Source organism: Xanthomonas sp. NCPPB 1062 (assembly GCF_041481705.2).
GTDB lineage: Bacteria > Pseudomonadota > Gammaproteobacteria > Xanthomonadales > Xanthomonadaceae > Xanthomonas > Xanthomonas euvesicatoria.
In genome coordinates, this window is sequence record NZ_CM192987.1 from 3747683 (window position 1) to 3764545 (window position 16863).

Below are 16863 nucleotides of genomic sequence, written 5' to 3' on the forward strand. Positions count from 1 at the left end.
AGGCGCCTGATCCCACATGGGCAGGCACGTGATGGAAGTCCAAGGCATCGCCTCGGATCAGACCATTATCGCACAGCAGCATTTTGGCCGTCGCTTGGACAGAAGTCGTAGACGCATCGCGCCAGGCATACAGGCGAAGCGTTCAGCGCCCCAAAAAACAACGGCCGCGCAATGCGCGGCCGCTGCCGGTACAGCCCGTCCTGCAAGTTCAGCGCGCGTAGCGCTTCTGGAACTTGTCGATCCGGCCGCCGGTGTCGATCACCTTGTGCTTGCCGGTATAGAACGGGTGCGAGGACGAGGAAATTTCCACCTTGATCAGCGGATACTCCTGGCCGTCTTCCCACTTCACGGTCTCTTTCGAGGTCATGGTGGAACGGGTCAGAATCTTGAAATCGGACGTCACGTCGTGAAAGACGACGTCTTTGTAGTTGGGATGAACGTTATCTTTCATGGACTTGGCGCCGGGCTGCCTGGATAAGCCGGGCATTATAGCTGCGCCCAGGCAGCCGGCGCAAGGTCGCCTCAGTTCGCCGCCAGGGCGGCCCCGACCAGCGCGTAGAACTGCTGGATGTCATAGGCCAGCAGCAGATTGGCATTGTCGGGCGCCCCGCCCTGCCGGTTCCAGTCCACTAGGGTCATGCCACGGGTATGCGCACCGGACAGTTCGATATGGACCGGGCGCTGCTCCAGCCGCTGGGCGCCTTCCGGGTGCAGTGCGAACGCCATCGCCAGCGCGTCGGCGGCATACCAGTACTCGCCGCGGCTGTCTTCGGACCACAGCCGGGTCTTGCGCGAGATTTCCTCGTAGAACCGGGCGCGGCCAGAATCGGCCGCCAGCCATTGCTCCACATCCCGGTGCAGCAGGCCGTGCGCGATGGTGGCTTCCCAGTCGGCCACGTCGAACTGCGGAAAACCGCCGAACACGATATGCGCCGCTTCCGGGTCGAACCCGATATTGAACTCGGCCGCAGCGGTGATATTGCCGTGCCCGGTCAACGCCCCGCCCATCACCACCAGCCGCGCCACGCGCTGCGGCAGGGTCGGGTCCAGGGTGAGCGCCAGGGCAAGATTGGTCAATGGACCGAGCGCCACCAGCAGCAGCTTGCCGGCGTGTTCGTGCGACAGACGCAGGATGGCGAGCGCGGCGTGTTCGGCCTCGGCAGTGCGCTTGGCCGGTGCCAGGCCCACATCGCCGAATCCGTCGAGACCGTGCACGTGCGCCGCATCCACCGACGGGTGCAGCAACGGCTGCGGGCAGCCGGCGTAGACCGGCACATCGGTACGGCCAGCGATCTCGCAGACCTTCAAGGCGTTGCGCACGGTGTGCTCCAGGCCCACGTTGCCGGCGGCGATGGTCAGGCCGACCACCTCGTGGCGTGTGTCGTTGAAGGCCATCAGCAGCGCCAAGGCGTCGTCCACGCCAGGGTCGGTGTCGATCAGCAGCGGTATCTTGTCAGTCATGGGATTCGGGATTGGGCATTCGGGATTCGTTGCCGCATCTTCGCAAGGATCGGCCGGCCACGCGAATCAACGACGCCCGTGTCGCAGCAATCCCGCTTTGACGATTCCCTAATCCCGATTCCCGACTCCCGGCCGCTCAAGCGGCCGCATACCGCACCGCGCCGCCGATCCAGCGTTCGACCACGCGGTCGGCGACTTCTGGCGCTTCGTCCAGCAGCCGCTCGGCCAGTACCTGCACACGCGGCAACAGGCCGGCGTCGCGTGCCAGATCGGCGATGCGGAAACTGGCCAGGCCGGTTTGCCGGGTGCCCAGCAATTCGCCCGGGCCACGCAACTCCAGATCCTTCTCCGCGATCACGAAACCATCGTTGGTCTGGCGCATGGTCTCCAGACGCTGCCGCGCCATCATCGACAACGGCGCCTGGTACAGCAGCACGCAACTTGAGGCGGCTGCGCCACGCCCGACCCGACCGCGCAACTGATGCAATTGGGCCAGGCCCAGCCGCTCGGCATTTTCGATGATCATCAACGAGGCGTTAGGCACGTCCACGCCGACTTCGATCACGGTGGTGGCCACCAGCAGGTCGCTGCGGCCCTGCTTGAAATCCAGCATGGCCTTCTGCTTTTCGGCCGGCTTCATGCGGCCGTGCACCAGCGCCACCCGCACGCCCGGCAACTGCGCCGACAAGGCCTCGAAGGTGACTTCGGCGGCCTGCGCTTCGATGCGCGGCGGACCGCCTTGCTGGCCTTGCGCGCCTTTCTCGGGTTCTTCGCTTTCTTCGATCAGGGTGCACACCCAATATGCCTGCCGTCCTTCGGCGCAGGCGGCGCGAATGCGCTCGACCAATTCGGGCCGGCGCTCCGCGCTCAGCACGATCGTCTGCACCGGCGTGCGGCCGGGCGGCAATTCGTCGATGGCCGAAACATCCAGATCTGCGTAAGCCGACATCGCCAACGTGCGCGGAATGGGCGTGGCGGTCATCACCAGTTGATGCGGCACGCTGCCCGCCGCCGCTCCCTTGTCGCGCAACGCAAGGCGCTGATGCACGCCGAAGCGGTGTTGCTCGTCGATGATGGCCAACGCCAGGTCGTGGAAGACCACCGCTTCCTGCATCAACGCATGCGTGCCGACCACGACCTGCGCCTGACCGGAGGCGACCTCGGCCATCACTGCCGCGCGCGCCTTGCCGGTGACCTTGCCCGCCAGCCAGACGATGCGGATGCCCAACGGTTCCAACCAGCCGCGCAGATTGGTGAGATGCTGCTCGGCCAGCAATTCGGTGGGCGCGGCAAGTGCGACCTGCTTGCCCTGCTCCACCGCCAACATGGCCGCCAGCGCCGCGACCACGGTCTTGCCGCTGCCGACATCGCCCTGTACCAGCCGCAGCATCGGCGAGGGGTGCGCAAGGTCATGCGCAATCTGTTCGAACACGCGTTGTTGCGCGCCGGTCAGCTGGAACGGCAGCGCCTTGCACAATTGCTGCACCAACGTGCCGTTGCCGGGCAGGCTGGGCGCGTGCAGACGCTGCAACGCGATGCGTTGCCGGCGCAGGCTGAGCTGGTGCGCCAGCAATTCCTCGATTGCCAGGCGCTGCTGGGCCGGGTGGCCTCCGGCGAGCAGTTGCTGTGGATCAGTGCCAACCGGCGGGCGATGCATGGTGAGCAAAGCCGCGCGCAATGAGGGCAATCGCTCGTCCTGCAGCCAGTGCGGTGGCAACAATTCCAGCGCACTTTCGGGCGGCAGGCGCTCCAGCGCCTGGCCGATGAGCTTGCGCAACGTCGCCGGGCCAACGCCTTCGAGCACCGGATACACCGGATCCAGACTGTCGCCCAACCCGGCATCTTCGTCCGGTGCGAGCACGCGGTAACTGGGGTGCACGATCTCCCAGCCGTGCTGGCCGGGCTTGGGTGTGCCGAACACCCGCAGCCGCGTACCGACGGCGAACTGCGCGACCTGCGCCGCACGAAAATGAAAGAAGCGCAGCACCAGCGTCCCGTGCGAGGCGTCGGACACTGCCACGCGCAGCACCGGCCGGAAGCGGAAGCCGCGCTCCACAGCCTCCACGCGTCCTTCGACCTGCGCCGGCACGCCACCTTGCAGCTGCGCGATGGTGGTCAAGCGCGTGCGGTCTTCGTAACGCAGCGGCAGATGCAGCCACAGGTCCTGCACGCTCAGGATGCCGCGCGCAGCGAACTTGTCGGCCACTTTCGGGCCGACACCGGGCAGGCTGGACAGCCGAGCCTGGCCGGCGACGGCCAGGCTCGGTGTGACGACGCGCGTGCGCGACACGGCCGATCAGCGGCGCAGGATCACTCGATCACCATCACTGCATCGACTTCGAAGCCGGCGCCCTTGGGCAGACCGGAGACTTCGATGGTCGAACGCGCCGGGAACGGTGCCTGGAAATACTCCTGCATCACCGCGTTGACTGCAGCGAACTGCCCCAGGTCGGTCAGATACAGACCCAGACGCACGATCTTGTCGAGCGAGCCGCCGGCCGCTTCGGCCACCGCCTTGAGGTTGTCGAATGCACGGCGTGCCTGCGCACCGATGTCGCCCGGCACGATCTCGCCGGTGGCCGGGTCCAGCGGGATCTGCCCGGAGAAATACACGGTGTTGCCGGCACGCACGGCCTGCGAATACGGGCCGATGGCGGCAGGCGCCTGGTCGGTATGGATGATCTGGGACATGGACACTCCACTGCAAAGGGTTGCCGCAGTTTAGGCCTTTGTGCGGATTTGCTCGACTGTTGCGCGAGTGCGCCAGGCGCTACTGGCGTCCGACGCTCTGCACCACGTGCAGACGCCGTAGCCGGCGCATCACCTCGGCCAGGTGGCGGCGGTCGCGCACCTGGATGTTGAAGCGCAGCACGGCTGCGTTGAAGTCGCGGTCCAGATAGTCCACGCGCTCGATATTGGACTGACTCTGCGCGATGGCTGCCGCCAGCTGCGCCAGCACGCCGGTGCGGTTTTCCACTTCGACCACCAGCGCGGTGTCGTAGTCGCCGGTCACGTTGGAGTCCCAGTCGATCGGCACCCACCGTTCGGGCGATTTGCGCAGTTCCGCCAGGTTCGGGCAGTCCAGGCGGTGCACCACGATGCCCTTGCCTGCGGTGTGATAGCCCATGATTTCGTCGCCGGGAATCGGCTGGCAGCAATTGGCGAAACTGATCACGCCGCGCTCGCTGCCGTCGATCAGGATCTTCTCGTGCGAATGCTTGGACAGACCACCGCCACGCAGTTCTGCGTAAGCCATCAACGCCTGCGCGGCCTGATTGGGCATCCAGTTGCCGAGCGCCACATCGGCCAGCAGCGCTTCCAGACGCGGGTAGCGGTGCTCGGCAAGGAAGGCGTCCAGGCGGCCCTTGGGCAGCCGTTCCAGCGAAGAGTCCATTGCTTCCAGCGCGCGGTCCAGCATACGGTGGCCCAACTGCACGGCATCTTCGTGCTCGAGTTGCTTGAGCTGATGCCGGATGGCGGTGCGCGCCTTGCTGCTGACCACAAATTCCAGCCACTGCGGTTTGGGCGTGGCCGAGCGGGCGGTGATGATCTCCACCGCCTGCCCGCTGACCAGCTTGGTGCGCAACGGCACCAGCTTCTTGTCCACGCGCGAGGCCACGGCGCGATTACCCACGTCGGTATGCACCGCGTAGGCAAAATCCAGCGCGGTGGAATTGCGCGGCAATGCCAGGATCTTGCCCTTGGGCGTGAACAGATAGACCTCGTCCGGGAACAGGTCGACCTTGACGTTGTCCAGGAATTCCAGCGACGAGCCGGCGGCGCGCTGCGAATCGATCAGTTCCACGATCCAGTCGTGCGCACGACTCTGCGCGCTGTTGGGCGAGGCCGAGCCGACCTTGTAGGTCCAGTGCGCCGCTACGCCGCGTTCGGCGATCAGGTCCATCTCTTCGGTGCGGATCTGCACTTCGATCGGCGAGCCGTATGGTCCGAACAACACGGTGTGCAGCGACTGGTAGCCATTGGCCTTGGGGATTGCGATGAAATCGCGGAAGCGCCCGTCCAGCGGCTTGAAGCTGGCATGCACCGCGCCCAGCGCGTGATAGCAATCGGCCACCGTGCGCACCACCAGGCGAAAGCCGAACACGTCCATCACCTGGTCGAAGGACTTGTTCTCTTCGTGCATCTTGGAATAGATGCTCCAGGGCGTCTTGATGCGGCTGACCAGCCGATGCTCCAGCCCTTCCTTGGCCAGCCGCTGGGACAGCTGCACTTCCACCTGCGCCATCGATTCGCGCCGCACCACCGGCTGGCTGCGGATGTGCTTTTCGATGATGGCGTGGCGCCACGGATACAACGCGCGGAAGCCCAGGTTCTGCAATTCGGACTTGATCAGGCTCATGCCCAGCCGCTGCGCGATGGGTGCGTAGATCTCCAGCGTCTCGCGCGCGATGCGGCCGCGCGCCTCGGTGCTCTGTGCGCCGAGCGTGCGCATGTTGTGCAGGCGGTCGGCCAGCTTGATCATGATCACGCGCAGGTCGCGCGACATCGCCAGCAGCATCTTGCGGAAACTTTCCGCCGCCGCTTCCTGGCGGTCGCGGAACTTGAGCTTGTCCAGCTTGGTGACGCCATCGACCAGTTCGGCCACCGCCTCGCCGAACTCCGACGCCAGTTCTTCGCGCGTCAGCGGCGTATCTTCAATGGTGTCGTGCAGGATTGCGGCAATCAGCGATTCCATGTCCAAGCCCAGCTCGGCCAGCACGCCAGCCACCGCCACCGGGTGGGTGATGTAGGGCTCGCCCGACTTGCGGGTCTGCCCGGCATGCGCGCTGGCGCCCACTTCCCAGGCACGGCGCAGGATCGGCAGCTGCTCCTTGGGCAGGTAGCTGGCCGCGCGCTCGAGATGCAGGACGTAGTCGGGGATGGCCTGGTCGGAAGACGGAGACGTCACGACGGTCGCCTGGGCAGTGGGGCCTGGGTTCATGCCGGAAGACTATGCCAGCCGTGCAGTCTCGGCAAACATTTGCACACGCAGGCGTATTGCCGGGACCGAAAACGAAAACAGCCCGCATCGAGGCGGGCTGTTCTGATCGATCGCAGCGATGCTGGGATCAATCGTCGTTCTTGGACATGTCTTCGTCGGCGACCACTTCGGCGGCGGCCCATTCCAGCGCTTCGCGCTCGGCGCGTTCGCGCTCGGCCTTCTCGACTTCATCGATCAGCGCGTTGTCGATCCGGCGTGCGGCGATCTCGCGCAGTGCCATCACGGTGGGCTTGTCGCTGGCATCGGCATTCTCGATCAGCGGCTGCACGCCGTTGGCGAGCTGACGGGCGCGCTTGGAGGCCATCATGACCAGCTCAAAACGGTTGTTCACGACTTCCAGGCAATCTTCTACGGTAATGCGGGCCATGCGGGCTCCCGGCGACCAGCAACGGCCGCGCATCGAATGAGGGAAAGGGGGCGGAGTGTACGCTCCGGCCGGCGCCGCAGCAACCGCCACCCATTCAGTTTCCTTTGGAATCAGCGGTTTGAGCCGCTTGGAGCGACCAGGAAACCTTCCTGAGCAGTCGCTGGTGCAGCCGGCGCGTGTCAGGACCGCGGTCTACGCGCGGTGGATGCCGTCGCGCGGCGGCGCCCGTCCGGTGACCAGCCCCGCGCTGCCAGCGGCGCTTACTCCAGCAGCGCCTGGATCAATCCGGCGTGCCGCTGCTGTTGTGCCTGCCGACGCAGCCGGCTGGCGGTGAAGATGGCGCACATCTCCGCCACGGCGATGTCGAAGGTCTCGTTGATGATCACGTAATCGAACTCTTCGAAATGCAGCATCTCTTCACGGGCGGCGGCCAGGCGTTGCGCCATCACGTCCTCGCTGTCCTGCCCGCGCTTGCGCATGCGCTCGTCCAGCGCCTGGCGCGACGGCGGCAGGATGAACACGCTGACCGCATCGGGCACCTTCTGGCGCACCTGACGCGCGCCCTGCCAGTCGATCTCCAGCAGGACGTCGTGGCCGGCGGCCAGCTGCGGCTCCACCGACTGCCGCGCGGTGCCCTTCCAGTCACCATGCACCAGCGCATATTCGAAGAAGTCGCCCGCCTCGATCATGCCCTGGAACTCGTCGGCGGAGACGAAATGGTAGTGCTCGGCATGCCGTTCGCCCGGCCGCGGCGCGCGCGAGGTGAACGAGATCGACAGGGCGATCTTCGGGTCGCGTGCCAGGGTGGCGTTGACGATGCTGCTCTTGCCGGCGCCGGAGGGGGCCGCAACGATATAGAGAGTGCCGCGCATAGGATCAGGGATTCGGGATTGGGGAGTCGGGATTCGCGAACGGACTGCGGACCGGTGCCACCGGGGTCGACATGCTACCGGGATTGGCCGCAGCCCGCTGAAACGCGAGGTTGCCGTCGACCAATCCCGAATCCCCAATCACCAATCGCGGCTACTCGATGTTCTGCACCTGCTCGCGGATCTGGTCGATCAACACCTTCAGATCCACGGCGGCATTGGAGGTGCGGCTGTCCACCGACTTGGAGCCCAGCGTATTGGCTTCGCGGTTGAATTCCTGCAGCAGGAAGTCCAGGCGGCGACCGACCGGTTCGCGCTGCCTGAGCACGCGACGGATCTCGGCGATGTGGCTGGACAGGCGGTCCAGCTCCTCGTCCACATCCAGCTTCTGCAGCCACAGCACCAGCTCCTGCTCGGCACGGCCCGGGTCGACCGGATGCGGCAGGTCGGCCAGGCGCGCGGCCAGCTTGGCGCGCTGACCTTCGCGAATCACCGGAATCAGGACGCGCACCTCGGCGGCGATGCGTTCGATGGCATCTACCCGCTCGCTGATCGCCTCGGCCAGCTTGGCGCCCTCGCGCTCGCGCGCGATCACGAAGCTACCCACCACCTCCTCCAGCAACGCCAGCGCCTGTGCCTGCAACGCGGGGGCGTCCACGTCCTGCACCTGCAGGACGCCGGGCAGCTGCAGCAGGTCGGTGAAGCCGACCTGCAATTTGGGGAACAGACCATCCAGCCGCGTGGCCAGCGCACCCAATTGCTGTAGCAGCGATTCGTTGACCGCCAGCGTCTGCGCGTTGTCGGGCGCGCGCAGGCGCAGCGTCAGATCCAGCTTGCCACGGCTGTTTTTCGCCGCCACCCGCTCGCGCAGCAGCGGTTCCAGCGCACGCAATTCCTCGGGCAGACGCACACCCACTTCCAGAAAGCGGTGGTTGACCGAGCGCAGCTCGCAACCGAGCGTGCCCCAGGGTGTGATGCGTTCGCTGCCAGCGAACGCCGTCATGCTTCGGATCATCGTCAATCCCGTGCCGTCAAAGCGCGAATGGTACCCTAGCCGCCCTCGCCGGCTGCCTGCACGCTGCGCAGTGGCGCCAGACCCACCTCCCGACTTCCGGACTCATCGCATGACCTTTTCCCGTCCCAGCGGCCGCACGGCCGACCAGCTGCGCCCGGTGCGCATCGAACGCGCCTTCACCCGCCATGCCGAAGGCTCGGTGCTGGTCAGCTTCGGCGACACCCGCGTGCTGTGCACCGCCAGCGTGGAAAACCGCGTGCCGGGCTTCCTGCGCGGCAAGGGCGAAGGCTGGGTCACCGCCGAATACGGCATGTTGCCGCGCTCTACCCACACCCGTTCCGACCGCGAGGCTGCACGCGGCAAGCAGGGCGGACGCACGCTGGAAATCCAGCGCCTGATCGGCCGTGCACTGCGCGCCTGCGTGGATCGCAATGCACTCGGCGAACGCACCATCACCCTGGACTGCGACGTGCTGCAGGCCGATGGCGGCACCCGCACCGCGGCCATCACCGGCGCATACGTGGCGTTGGCCGATGCGGTGAACCTGCTGATCAAGCGCGGCGACATCAAGAAACACCCGCTGATCGGCGCGGTGGCTGCGGTGTCGGTCGGCATCTATCGTGGTGAACCGGTGCTGGATCTGGATTACCCGGAAGACAGCGACTGCGATACCGACATGAATGTGGTGATGAACGACGGCGGCGGCTTCATCGAGCTGCAGGGCACCGCCGAAGGCCATGCTTTCCGTCGCGACGAACTCAACGCGCTGCTTGCCCTGGCCGAAAAAGGCATGGGCGAGTTGTTCGCACTGCAACGTGCTGCGCTGGCCGGATGAGCCGTCGCATCGCCCTGACCACCTTGCTGGTTGCCGATTACGATGCGGCCATTGCCTGGTACGCCGGCGCGCTGGGTTTCCACGTGCTGCAGGATCGCCCGCTCGATGACGGCAAGCGCTGGGTCGTGATCGGCCCGGGCGGTGCAGACGATGCCGCCCTGCTGCTGGCGCAGCCTGCCAACGCCACGCAACGCGCGCGCATCGGCGACCAGACCGGTGGGCGGGTGGATCATTTCCTCTACACCGATAACTTCTGGCGCGACCACGCGGCCATGCAGGCGTTCGGCGTGGAATTTCTGGAAACCCCGCGCGAAGAGCCGTACGGCACGGTCGTGGTGTTTCGCGATCTGTACGGTACCAAGTGGGATCTGCTGGAGCCCAAGCAATGAAACAACTGGTCCTGGCCAGCGGCAACGCCGGCAAGCTGGAAGAACTGCGTGCCATGCTCGCCGGCCTGCCGCTGCGCATCGTCGCGCAAGGCGACCTGGGCGTGGAAGATGTCCCGGAAACCGGCCTGACCTTCGTCGAGAACGCGCTGATCAAGGCGCGCCATGCCAGCGCGGTGACCGGTTTGCCGGCCCTGGCCGATGACTCGGGGCTGATCGTGGATGCATTGGATGGCGCGCCCGGTCTGTACAGCGCGCGCTATGCCGGCAGCCCAACCGATGCGCAGGCCAACAACGCCAAGTTGCTCGATGCGATGCGCGAGGTTCCGACCGATCGCCGCAGCGCGCGGTTTTATGCGGTGATCGTGTTGCTGCGGCGTCCGGAAGATCCGCAGCCGCTGATTGCCGAAGGCAGTTGGGAAGGGGTGATCACCACCGAACCGCGCGGCGCTGGCGGCTTCGGCTACAACCCGGTGTTCCTGGACCCGGTGTATGGCCTGACCGCCGCGGAGATGGACACCGCGTTGAAGAACCGTCTCAGCCATCGTGCGGTCGCCCTGGCCACGCTGCAGCACAAGCTGCATGCGATGGCGCTGTAAGGCACGCCTCGCGCAATGCCCCAGCTGATTCCGCCGCCGCTGTCGCTCTACGTGCACCTGCCCTGGTGCGTGCGCAAATGCCCGTACTGCGATTTCAACTCGCACGCGGCCAAGGGCGTGCTGCCGTTCGAAGAATACGTGGATGCGCTGATCCGCGACCTGGATGCGGATCTACCGCTGGTGTGGGGCCGCGTGGTGCATTCGGTGTTCTTCGGCGGCGGCACGCCCAGCCTGTTTCCGCCGCAGGCGATCGACCGCTTCCTGCAGGCCGCGGCGGCGCGGCTGCGTTTTGCCCCGAATCTCGAAATCACCCTGGAAACCAATCCCGGTACCGCAGAACACGGCCGTTTCGAGCACTACCGCGCTGCGGGCGTCAACCGCCTGAGCTTCGGCGTGCAGACCTTCGACGACCTGGCACTGCAGCGACTTGGCCGCATTCACGACAGCGCCGAAGCCGAGCGCGCGATCAAACTGGCGCAAGACGCCGGTTACGATAATTTCAATATCGACCTGATGTACGCGCTGCCCGAGCAGACGCTGATGCAGGCCGAGCACGATCTGGAGCGCGCCTTCGCGCTGCAGCCGACGCACCTGTCGCATTACCAGCTCACGCTGGAGCCGAACACGGTGTTCTTCGCGCGGCCGCCCAAGGGCATTCCCGACGACGATGCCGCCTGGGATATCCAGGAGCACTGCCAACGCCTGCTGGCCGACGCCGGCTACGCCCAATACGAAGTCAGCGCGTACGCCAAGCCGGGGCGACAGTGCGCGCACAACCTCAATTACTGGCGCTTCGGCGACTACCTGGGCATTGGCGCGGGCGCACACGGCAAGATCAGCTCCGGTGCCCAAGAGCACGTGTTGCGGCGCTGGAAACACAAGCATCCGCAAAGTTATCTGGCCAGTGCCGGCACCGCCGCATCCATCGGCGGCGATGAAATCGTGCCGGGCGAACGGCTGCCGTTCGAATACATGCTCAACCTGCTGCGCCTGCATGAGGGCTTCCGGCTCAGCGACTTCGAGGCTTCGACGGGCCTTGCGGCCTGCGTCATCGACGCGCCGCTGGCGCGCGCAGTGGCGCAGGGCTGGATGAGGCGGCAAGACGGGCGCATGGTGCCGACCGAGTTGGGAAGGCGCTTTACCAATGACGTGGTCGAGCTGTTCCTGGTCTGAGCGCAGCGAAGAGCTGCGTTCACTGCCAGGTCGGCGCGGCCGGGCGCCTGGCATCGGCATGTATCGCCTGCGTCCAGTACGCCATCACGCCTGGCTGACCCGTGCGCGAGGTGTGAGCGGGCCTGGGCGCGTTGGCAGTACCGATGGATCGGCCGTCCGAGCTGCCGCATACCCGCATGACCACCGGCTGGCACACCGCAGGCCGCATGCGCCGGCGCGCGCCGATGCCGCGCGGTCAGCGAAAAAACATGCTACATAGCTCACGCTTCGAACCGAGCCCACCTCCCCCGGATGTCCATGCACGTGTCTCCCATGCAACCTGCAGTTAGCGGCCCGATTGCCGATGCGCCGGTGTCCGCGCGCGGCCGGCGACTGCTCGGCATGCTGCACGCGCAGTGCGTGCAGGCGTTGAGCGGGCCGCTGCGGCTGACCGTCGTCGAGCTGGAACGCGAGCTGTTGCATCAGGCCGAGCATGCACGCAATAGCCAGATCCAGGCCGAAACCTACGCACAGATGCGCGGCCTGCGCGACCACATCGACCGGTTTCCGCAGGCATTCCTGCAGGAACTGGCGCACGCGCTGGCAAGCCTGCGTGAGCGCCCGGTGCTGACACCATTGACCGATGTGCCTGCGCAAACACAGATGCTGACCCTGGTCGAAGACACCGATATCGACCGCGACATCGTATTGAGCGACATCGCACGGCGCGAAACGTCGCGGCGTGCCGATGCCCTGCACCTGCTGGCGCAGCGCTTGGCAGTGATCGGCGCGGTGGCCGAATTCGAGCTGGAAGAATTGCCGATGGGTCCCTACGCGCTGTGCCGCATCGTGCGCCAGTGCGGTCAGACGCTGGGGCTGAACCTGGATGGGCAGCTGACGCTGTACAAGGTGTTCGAGCGCCAGGTGATGGACCGCCTGGGCGACCTGTTCGAAAGTGCCAACGGCGCGCTGGCCCAGGAAGGCATCCTGCCGGGGCTGATCTATCACCCGTATCTGGTCAAACCCACGCAGGTGCAGTCGCGGCGTGCGCCGCCGGCAGCGGCGCATGGGTCGAAGGACGCTGCCGCAATGAGCACGCCCGGTGCGGGCCCGCGCACGCCGCGACCGGCCACCGGCTGGGCGGGCCAAGCCGCACCGACGGCGTGGCAGAGCGCCTTGCTGGATCCCGCTGCCGCGCCACCAGCCATGGCAATCGCCGCACCTGCGCAGGCGCTGTCGCCGGCGCTCAGCGACGCAGTCCAGGCGCTGGGCGGCTTGATGGCGTCGGCACGGCAGTCGCAGGCAGCGGTGCACGCAAGCCACGCAGGCGCTGGGGTGCCCGCCCATCACGATGTCATGGCGCCCTCTCCCACCTCGCTCGCCGCTGTGGCCCAGGCATCGCAGCACAGTGCCGCCGCTGCGGTGCCCAAGGCAGCGCTTGGCGATGCCTTGGCCAGCCTGCAAGGTGCGCTGGCCACGCAGGCGGCAGCAACGCCACACGCACCCGGCATCGATGCGGTGCAGCGGCAGGTGCTGGAAGTGCTGCGCCGTCAGCACGGCCCCGATGCCGCGCTATCGCCGCAGGACAACGACACCTTCTACCTGCTCGGCCTGCTCTATGCGCAAATGCAGCGCGAAGTGCGCGAGCAAGCTCCCGCCCAGGCGCTGCTTGCCAAGTTGCAGGTGCCGGTGGCGCGCGCAGCGTTGGCCGACGCGCATTTTTTCGTGCGCGACCAGCACCCGGTGCGCGAACTGCTCAACACCGTCGCCGAGTCCGGGGCCGTGTGGCTGGGCGAGGACGATGCAGACCCGCAACTGCTGCACAAGCTGGGCAGCGCGGTCGACAAGATCGTCAACGACTATCAAGGCGACGAGGCTGTTTTCGCCGCGGCCAACGACGACATCCAGACGCATCTGCGCACCCTCGCGCGCAAGGCCGAGGTGGCCGAGCGGCGGCATGTGGATGCTGCGCGCGGAAAGGAACGGCTGGAATCTGCCAAGCAGCAGGCCCAAGCGCGCATCGAGCAGCTGTGCGAACAAAGCGCGCCGCCGCGCTTTGTGCAATCGCTGCTGCGCCAGGCCTGGTCGGACGTGCTCACGCTGACATTGCTGCGGCAGGGCGAGCAGTCGCCCGAATGGGACGAGCGCCAGGCGCTGACCGCACGCATTGGCGAGGTCACCTGCCGCAGCAAGGGCCAACCCACCGACATCGCACTGGGCACCGACGTGGAAACCGCGTTGCTGCAGGTGGGGTATCACCACGACGAAGCAGCGGCGATCGCACGGCGCTTGTCCACGCCCGGTGGCGAGGACGAGGTGACCTCGCGCACCGAGCTTGCCGCCAAGCTCAAGGCACGCGCGCGGCTTGGCGACCAGGGCGACAACGCTGCGCGCAAGCAGGCGCCTACGCCGCGCACGCCCGCCGAAGAGGAGTGCTACCTGCAGGTGCGCAGCTTGCCGTTCGGCACCTGGTTCGAATTCGTGGTCAACCAGCAAGGCGACCTGCGCCGGCAACGCCTGTCCTGGTACAGCCCGATGACCGGCAACGCGCTGTTCGTGAATCAGCGCGGGCAGAAGGTTGGCGAGCACTCGCTGGACAGCCTGGCACGGCTGATGGCCGGTGGGCAGGCACGTTTGGTGGTGGAAGAGAAATCGCGTCTGATCGATCGCGCCTGGCATGCCACCGTGCGCACGCTGCGCAGCCTGGCCGGCCAGTCGCCTGTTTCCGAGACCCAGCCATGATCCAGGACACCCGCCGCGCACCGCGCCGCCAGCCGACCGACCTGCTGCCGGTCATCGACATGCTCAGCGAGGCGCAGATCGGCCGGGTCGGCAATGTGTCCGAAACCGGCATGCTGTTGTTGGCCTCGGTGCCACTGCACGACGACGCCCTGTACCAGTTGCGCTTTTCGCTGCCCGAACGGGTTGGCCGCGCGACCGAGATCGATGTCGGCGTGCATCTGCTGTGGTCCGAAGCCGCACACGCACCCGGGCAGGCCTGGGCGGGCTTCCGCTTCCTGACCATGTCCGAGCCGCACCGGCAACGCCTGCGCGCCTGGATCGCCGAAGAACATCTGGCCGGGTAAGCGCGGCCGACACACGGCCACGCAATGGCCAAGCGGGCGCTGCCGCATGGGCCTGCCGCCGCAGGCCCATGCGTTGCCTGTTGCTCCTTCGCGTCGGCGGTCGTCCACGGACGATTGCGCCGTGGTTGTCGGCCGTATCAGACACAGCGCCGTTGCAGGGATTGCGGCAAACTGCGCATCGCCGTTGCATTGCCGATCGAGCCTCGCATGCCCCAACCCTCCTTGAGCAGCCTGTACTCCGACCACCTGCGCACCCTCACCGCGCGCGCCGACGAAGCGCTGCAACGCGGCGGCTTCGAGCATCTGGTGGTTCCCAGCGGCAGCACGCATTACCAGCTGTTCGACGACCGCGATTACCCCTACGCGGTGAACCCGCAGTTCAAGGCCTGGGTACCGCTGACACGGGTCCCCAACAGCTGGCTGGTCTACACGCCGGGCAAGCGCCCGACGGTGATCTTCTATCAGCCGTTCGACTACTGGCATGTGGTGCCCGACGCGCCCAGCGGCTGGTGGGTCGACCACTGCGACATCCACATCATCCGCACCCCGGAGCAGGCGCTGGCGCTGCTGCCCAAGCACGCTGAGCGCTGCGCGATCCTCGGCGAGCCGCAAAGCACGCTCGGTGCATACGTGCCGAACAACCCGCAGCCGGTGCTCGATTACCTGGAATACCAGCGCGCGTTCAAGACACCCTACGAGCTGGCATTGCTGCGCATCGCACAGCAACTGGCGGTGCGCGGCCATCGCGCTGCGGAAGCCGCGTTCCGCGCCGGCCAAAGCGAATTCGGCATCCACATGGCGTATTGCGCGGCAGTGGGCCAGGACGCCAATGACTTGCCGTACGGCAACATCATCGCGCTCAACGAACACGGCGCGGTGCTGCACTACACCGAACTGGGCCAGCAGCCGCCGCAACCGCTGCGTAGCTTCCTGATCGACGCCGGCGCCTCCGCATACGGCTACGCCAGCGACATCACCCGCACCTACGCCGCCGACCCCGGCAGCGACTTTCAGGCACTGATCGACGCGGTGGACGCCGCCCAGCTGCGCATGGGCCAGAACGTGCGCGCCGGCGTGGACTACAAGCAGTTGCACATCGAGGCGCATCTGGCGTTGATGGGCATCCTCAAGGAGTTCGGCGTGCTGACCGTCTCGCCGGAAGCGGCTTTGGCCACCGGCGTCAGCGCCGCGTTCTTCCCGCACGGCCTGGGCCATCTGATCGGCCTGCAAGTGCACGATGTGGCCGGTTTTGCCGCAAGCGACCGCGGCGGCCGCATCGAACGCCCGGCCGGCCACCCGTATCTGCGCCTGACCCGCGTGCTGGAACCCGGCATGGTGGTGACGATCGAGCCCGGCGTGTACTTCATCGACATGCTGCTGGACGAAGTGAAGAAGAACGGCCACGCCGCCAGCGTCAACTGGCAGCGCGTGGAAGCCTTCAAGCCCTACGGCGGCATTCGCATCGAAGATGAGGTGGCGTGCACCGACGGCAGCGCGGAAAATCTGACCCGCCCGGTCTTTGCCTCCGCATGAGCACCAGGCGCAACTGACGGTACTACGGTTGCGCTGAAGTGGGCTCTCAGCCGCGCCATCCACCGCCCGATCACGCCCGGCAACGTTTGGGCATCACCCTACGGAACATCGCCATGAACGACCCACGCCAGAGTTCGCACCCGGACCACCCGATGTATCAACAGATCGAACGCGGCGTGCATGCGATCGATGCCGCGCATGGCCGCGCCCCCGATCAGACCAGCGCACGCCTCACCGCCGCCTTGCTGCCACTGGCCAAGGAAGGTGGGCTCGTGCGCGTGGATCATGTGCTGATGAGCGAAGCGAACGATCGCGGCGTGCACGGCGGCGAAAACGTGTTCGTGGTGCAAGGCGACCCGGCCAACCCCGCGCATCTGCGCGCGCACATGAAAACCGAACAGGCGCTGGGCACGCCGGAAGAGCAATCGTTCGAGCGCGCGCGTCAGCTCGGCGGGCAGAGCGCGCCCGTGCAACAGCCCGAACGCACGCAGGCGCCGCAGCTGGGCCAATAACCGCCAGCCAACCCACGCCTGCGCAGCCGCCCGGCGCGCGCGGCCG

16 protein-coding genes are annotated in these 16863 nt (G+C 66.6%); 8 read left to right on the forward strand and 8 right to left on the reverse strand.

What is annotated here, in order from left to right; genetic code table 11:
• Window positions 1–208: 208 nt before the first annotated feature.
• The 8 genes from ACCQ16_RS16140 to ACCQ16_RS16175 form a co-directional block, all read right to left on the reverse strand.
• Complete coding sequence (locus ACCQ16_RS16140; protein WP_005911911.1) at window positions 209–451, reverse strand: type B 50S ribosomal protein L31; 243 nt, start codon at window positions 449–451, stop codon at window positions 209–211.
• 71 nt (window positions 452–522) lie between these two features.
• Window positions 523–1461 carry a nucleoside hydrolase gene (locus ACCQ16_RS16145; protein ID WP_008575834.1) on the reverse strand — a complete coding sequence of 313 codons (939 nt, stop codon included), beginning with the start codon at window positions 1459–1461 and terminating at the stop codon, window positions 523–525.
• Window positions 1462–1597: 136 nt separating this feature from the next.
• Window positions 1598–3751, reverse strand: coding sequence for an ATP-dependent DNA helicase RecG (recG, locus tag ACCQ16_RS16150; protein ID WP_218489719.1), 2154 nt, complete (start codon window positions 3749–3751; stop codon window positions 1598–1600).
• Between the two features lie 20 nt (window positions 3752–3771).
• Window positions 3772–4152: a RidA family protein gene (locus tag ACCQ16_RS16155; RefSeq protein ID WP_005911914.1), complete on the reverse strand. Its 381-nt coding sequence runs from the start codon at window positions 4150–4152 to the stop codon at window positions 3772–3774.
• A gap of 79 nt (window positions 4153–4231) precedes the next feature.
• Complete coding sequence (locus tag ACCQ16_RS16160; RefSeq protein WP_008575831.1) at window positions 4232–6403, reverse strand: RelA/SpoT family protein; 2172 nt, start codon at window positions 6401–6403, stop codon at window positions 4232–4234.
• Between the two features lie 127 nt (window positions 6404–6530).
• Window positions 6531–6830 (reverse strand): DNA-directed RNA polymerase subunit omega, encoded by a 300-nt coding sequence (gene rpoZ / locus ACCQ16_RS16165; RefSeq protein ID WP_002812428.1) that lies wholly within the window; start codon window positions 6828–6830, stop codon window positions 6531–6533.
• Window positions 6831–7090: 260 nt separating this feature from the next.
• Window positions 7091–7702: a guanylate kinase gene (gene gmk, locus ACCQ16_RS16170; RefSeq protein WP_008575828.1), complete on the reverse strand. Its 612-nt coding sequence runs from the start codon at window positions 7700–7702 to the stop codon at window positions 7091–7093.
• Between the two features lie 151 nt (window positions 7703–7853).
• Window positions 7854–8714, reverse strand: coding sequence for a YicC/YloC family endoribonuclease (locus ACCQ16_RS16175; RefSeq protein WP_011348463.1), 861 nt, complete (start codon window positions 8712–8714; stop codon window positions 7854–7856).
• Window positions 8715–8823: 109 nt separating this feature from the next.
• Between ACCQ16_RS16175 and rph the strand changes: the two genes are divergently transcribed.
• The 8 genes from rph to ACCQ16_RS16215 all read left to right on the forward strand — a co-directional run bounded on the left by rph (window position 8824) and on the right by ACCQ16_RS16215 (window position 16817).
• Window positions 8824–9549, forward strand: a complete 726-nt coding sequence (gene rph, locus ACCQ16_RS16180) for a ribonuclease PH (RefSeq protein WP_008575825.1) — start codon at window positions 8824–8826, stop codon at window positions 9547–9549.
• A complete protein-coding gene (locus ACCQ16_RS16185; RefSeq protein WP_014090965.1) occupies window positions 9546–9938 on the forward strand; it encodes a VOC family protein in 393 nt (130 codons plus the stop codon). Before rph ends, ACCQ16_RS16185 begins: the two co-directional genes overlap by 4 nt.
• Entirely contained in the window at window positions 9935–10534 is a 600-nt protein-coding gene (gene rdgB / locus ACCQ16_RS16190; RefSeq protein ID WP_372380023.1) for an RdgB/HAM1 family non-canonical purine NTP pyrophosphatase, read from the forward strand. The genes ACCQ16_RS16185 and rdgB overlap by 4 nt, the downstream gene beginning before the upstream one ends.
• Window positions 10535–10549: 15 nt before the next feature.
• Entirely contained in the window at window positions 10550–11707 is a 1158-nt protein-coding gene (gene hemW / locus ACCQ16_RS16195) for a radical SAM family heme chaperone HemW (RefSeq protein WP_136732497.1), read from the forward strand.
• A gap of 291 nt (window positions 11708–11998) precedes the next feature.
• Window positions 11999–14428, forward strand: a complete 2430-nt coding sequence (locus ACCQ16_RS16200) for a DUF1631 domain-containing protein (RefSeq protein WP_372380024.1) — start codon at window positions 11999–12001, stop codon at window positions 14426–14428.
• The gene (locus tag ACCQ16_RS16205; RefSeq protein WP_008575819.1) at window positions 14425–14772 is read left to right on the forward strand and encodes a PilZ domain-containing protein; all 348 of its coding nucleotides are present in this window, start codon (window positions 14425–14427) and stop codon (window positions 14770–14772) included. Before ACCQ16_RS16200 ends, ACCQ16_RS16205 begins: the two co-directional genes overlap by 4 nt.
• A gap of 207 nt (window positions 14773–14979) precedes the next feature.
• Complete coding sequence (gene pepQ, locus ACCQ16_RS16210; RefSeq protein ID WP_029820191.1) at window positions 14980–16305, forward strand: Xaa-Pro dipeptidase; 1326 nt, start codon at window positions 14980–14982, stop codon at window positions 16303–16305.
• A gap of 113 nt (window positions 16306–16418) precedes the next feature.
• Window positions 16419–16817, forward strand: coding sequence for an XVIPCD domain-containing protein (locus ACCQ16_RS16215; protein WP_372380025.1), 399 nt, complete (start codon window positions 16419–16421; stop codon window positions 16815–16817).
• Window positions 16818–16863 lie beyond the last annotated feature (46 nt).